This is a genomic window from Mesorhizobium sp. M7A.F.Ca.ET.027.03.2.1 (assembly GCF_003999175.1).
Lineage (GTDB): Bacteria > Pseudomonadota > Alphaproteobacteria > Rhizobiales > Rhizobiaceae > Mesorhizobium.
This window is the reverse complement of the sequence record NZ_RZOM01000922.1, coordinates 1-2488: the sequence shown is the minus strand read 5'-3', so window position 1 is coordinate 2488 and position 2488 is coordinate 1. Positions and strand designations below refer to the sequence as shown.

Genomic DNA, 2488 nt, shown 5'->3' with positions numbered 1-2488 from the left:
GCATAGCGCAGGGCGACGAAGCGCTCGTTCTTGACCGCGTCCGTCTCTTTCATGGCCGGATGGACCTTCAGGAAATCGAGCAGCTTCTTGTAGCCGCCGCCATCCTGGTAATCGAGCAGGATGAGGAATTGCGGATTGCGCGACGCCACCGTTTCCCAGTCCGTGTTGCCCCAGCTGGTGTCCATGTCGGCCATGATGTTGTCGCCGCCGGCGGCTGATATCATGGCGCTGGGGATGGCGAACTTGCCTGCGGTGAAGGGCTTGTCCTCGCCGGAATCATAGAGAAACACTCGCGTTGCCTTGCCGTTGCCGACCTTGGCGGTGATGTCGGCGAGCCGCGTCTTCCAGCCGGCAACAAGCTTCTCCGCCTCGGCCTCCTTGCCGAAGATCTTGCCCAGCTTTTCGACGTCGCCATAGAGCAGGTCCATCGAGGCGGCTGGGCGGCTCTTGTCGAGATGCACGCAGCTTTCCGTCAGCACCAGCGTCTTGATGCCGTGCGGAGCAAGCGTATCGGGTGTCACCTCGCCGCCCGGCTTCATGCCGTAATACCAGCCGGCGAAGAAGAAATCCGGCTCGACCGCGACGAGGTTTTCGAGCGTCGGATATTTCGGCGCCAGTTCCGGGATCGAACCCTGCTCGGCCTTGAATTCGGGACCCACCTTGTACCATCCAGTGATGCCGGTCAGGCCGAGGATCGACGGCTGCAGTTTCAGCGCGAAAGCCATCTCGGCCATGTTGAGATCCTGGATGACGGCGCGCTTCGGCGGTGCATCGAAGGTCAGCGGCTTGCCGCAGCTGTCGACCGTGACCGGGAAGGCCAGGGCTGTCGAGGCCAGCAGCGAGAGGACAAGCGAAAGGGCCAGGCGTTTCACGGGTTTGCTCCTTGTGGATGGGATTGGGTCGACTACGAAATGGCTTCAATCACGTCGGCGGCGCGGCACGGTTCGGCACATCGAACACCGTCAGTTCGCGGTCTTCGGTCGGATGGCGCAGACGCAGCACATCGATGCCGAAAATCTCGCGGATCAGCTTTTGGGTCAGCGCTTCGCGCGGTGCGGCGAGCGCTTGCAGACGGGCATGGTTCATCACCGCCACCCTGGTGGCGAACGGTGCCACCAGCGCCAGATCGTGCAGCACCGCGATCACCGTCATCTCGAAGCCTGCCACGAGGTCGAGCAGTTCGCCGCGGGCACGCGGGTCGAGATGGTTGGTCGGCTCGTCGAGGAACAGGATTTTTGGCTGCTGGGCGATGGCGCGCGCAAGTTGGGCGCGCTGGCGCTCGCCGCCCGACAGCGAGCCGATGATGCGGCCAAATAGCGGCAGCAGGCCGGTCCGGCGCAGTGCATCGACGACGATCTCGCGCTCCTCGCTCCTGCGCCGCAGCCCGGCGTGCGGAACCCGGCCAAGCTCGACATAGTCGATCACCGCCAGCCGCGGATCGGGCTGGTCGGTCTGGCCGACCACGGCAATGTGCAGCGCCCGTTCGGCGGCTGAAATCCTGTCCAGGCGGCGCCCGCCGAGCTTCACCTCGCCGGAGCTCGGACGCAGCATGCCCGACAGCATGCGCAGCAGCGTCGTCTTGCCGGCGCCGTTGGGACCGATGATGGCAAGGCGATCGCCGGCGGCCACCGAGAAGCTGACCGCCTGAACCAGATCCCGCCCATTCGCCGTGACGCAGAGGTCACGGGCTTCGAGAAGCGCTACGGTCATCGGCTGCTGCCCGCCGGCTTGCCGGGACGGCAAAGCGTATATACGACGATGCGATGGATGGAGCCGTCCAACTTTCCGTCACTTTCCAAAACTGGCGACGGAAGGAAGCTGGCGAACCGGCCGACAAGGCCGGGATTCGCGTTTCCTCCCGGCACACCCCGTCCGGTCAACTCAGTGATGGCAGGTCTCCTGGCTCACGGGTCGTTGCGCCATCCAGCCTTCCCAGCCTTGCCGGCCAGTGGCATTCACGGATTTTGCTCGCCGCTTACAGTTGCGGGGGCAGCCACGGTCTCGACCTGAGCAGGCCTCACCGTGTTCCCTTTTCACCCCTCGCCTTTCGACTCGGGGACCATCACCGCTTCAGCGTAGATTTGCGCCGATCGCTTCGCAATGGATTTCTCGGACGGAGTGGTGGGCCAGCTAAGGGAAACAGGCATCGCATGCTCTCTTTATGTAATAATATAACATACCTAAGAGATGACGCCGGTCGCTGTCAAGCGAAAGCTCATGGGGCGGTTGGCCGGATGGCGACCGGCATCGGCGCAGATTGCACGGGATGCGCAATTTCGATCAAACTGGCCGTGCCAGGAAACGGCAGGATGATCTGGCCAATGCGAGGAGAAAATGGACCCGACCGAGAAAGCGCTGTGGTTCGTCGAAAGCCATCTGCCGGAGGCGATCTCGCTTGATGATGTCGCGCAAAGCAGCGGCGTGTCGCGTTTTCATGTGACGCGCGCCTTCGGCGCCGCCACCGGCCGGGCGGTGATGGGCTACATGC

3 protein-coding genes and 1 riboswitch are annotated in these 2488 nt (G+C 63.5%); of the genes, 1 reads left to right on the top strand and 2 read right to left on the bottom strand.

All coding sequences use genetic code 11. The features are described 5' to 3' along the window. Window positions 1-872: ABC transporter substrate-binding protein (locus EN750_RS29055; RefSeq protein ID WP_145968013.1), on the bottom strand; the 872-nt coding region annotated here is incomplete at its 3' end. 49 nt (window positions 873-921) lie between these two features. Beyond that, window positions 922-1710, bottom strand: coding sequence for an ABC transporter ATP-binding protein (locus EN750_RS29050; protein ID WP_127398803.1), 789 nt, complete (start codon window positions 1708-1710; stop codon window positions 922-924). 161 nt (window positions 1711-1871) lie between these two features. Beyond that, window positions 1872-2079, bottom strand: a riboswitch (cobalamin riboswitch). A 255-nt stretch (window positions 2080-2334) separates the two neighbouring features. Here EN750_RS29050 and EN750_RS41045 point away from each other — a divergent pair. Beyond that, a partial coding sequence (locus EN750_RS41045) for an AraC family transcriptional regulator (RefSeq protein WP_145968012.1) occupies window positions 2335-2488 on the top strand: 154 nt, incomplete at its 3' end.

What these genes read in the sequence shown, in the direction of transcription:
- EN750_RS29050 (WP_127398803.1), bottom strand. Translation starts at nt 1,710, where the DNA reads ATGACCGTAGCGCTTCTCGAAGCCCGTGACCTCTGCGTCACGGCGAAT.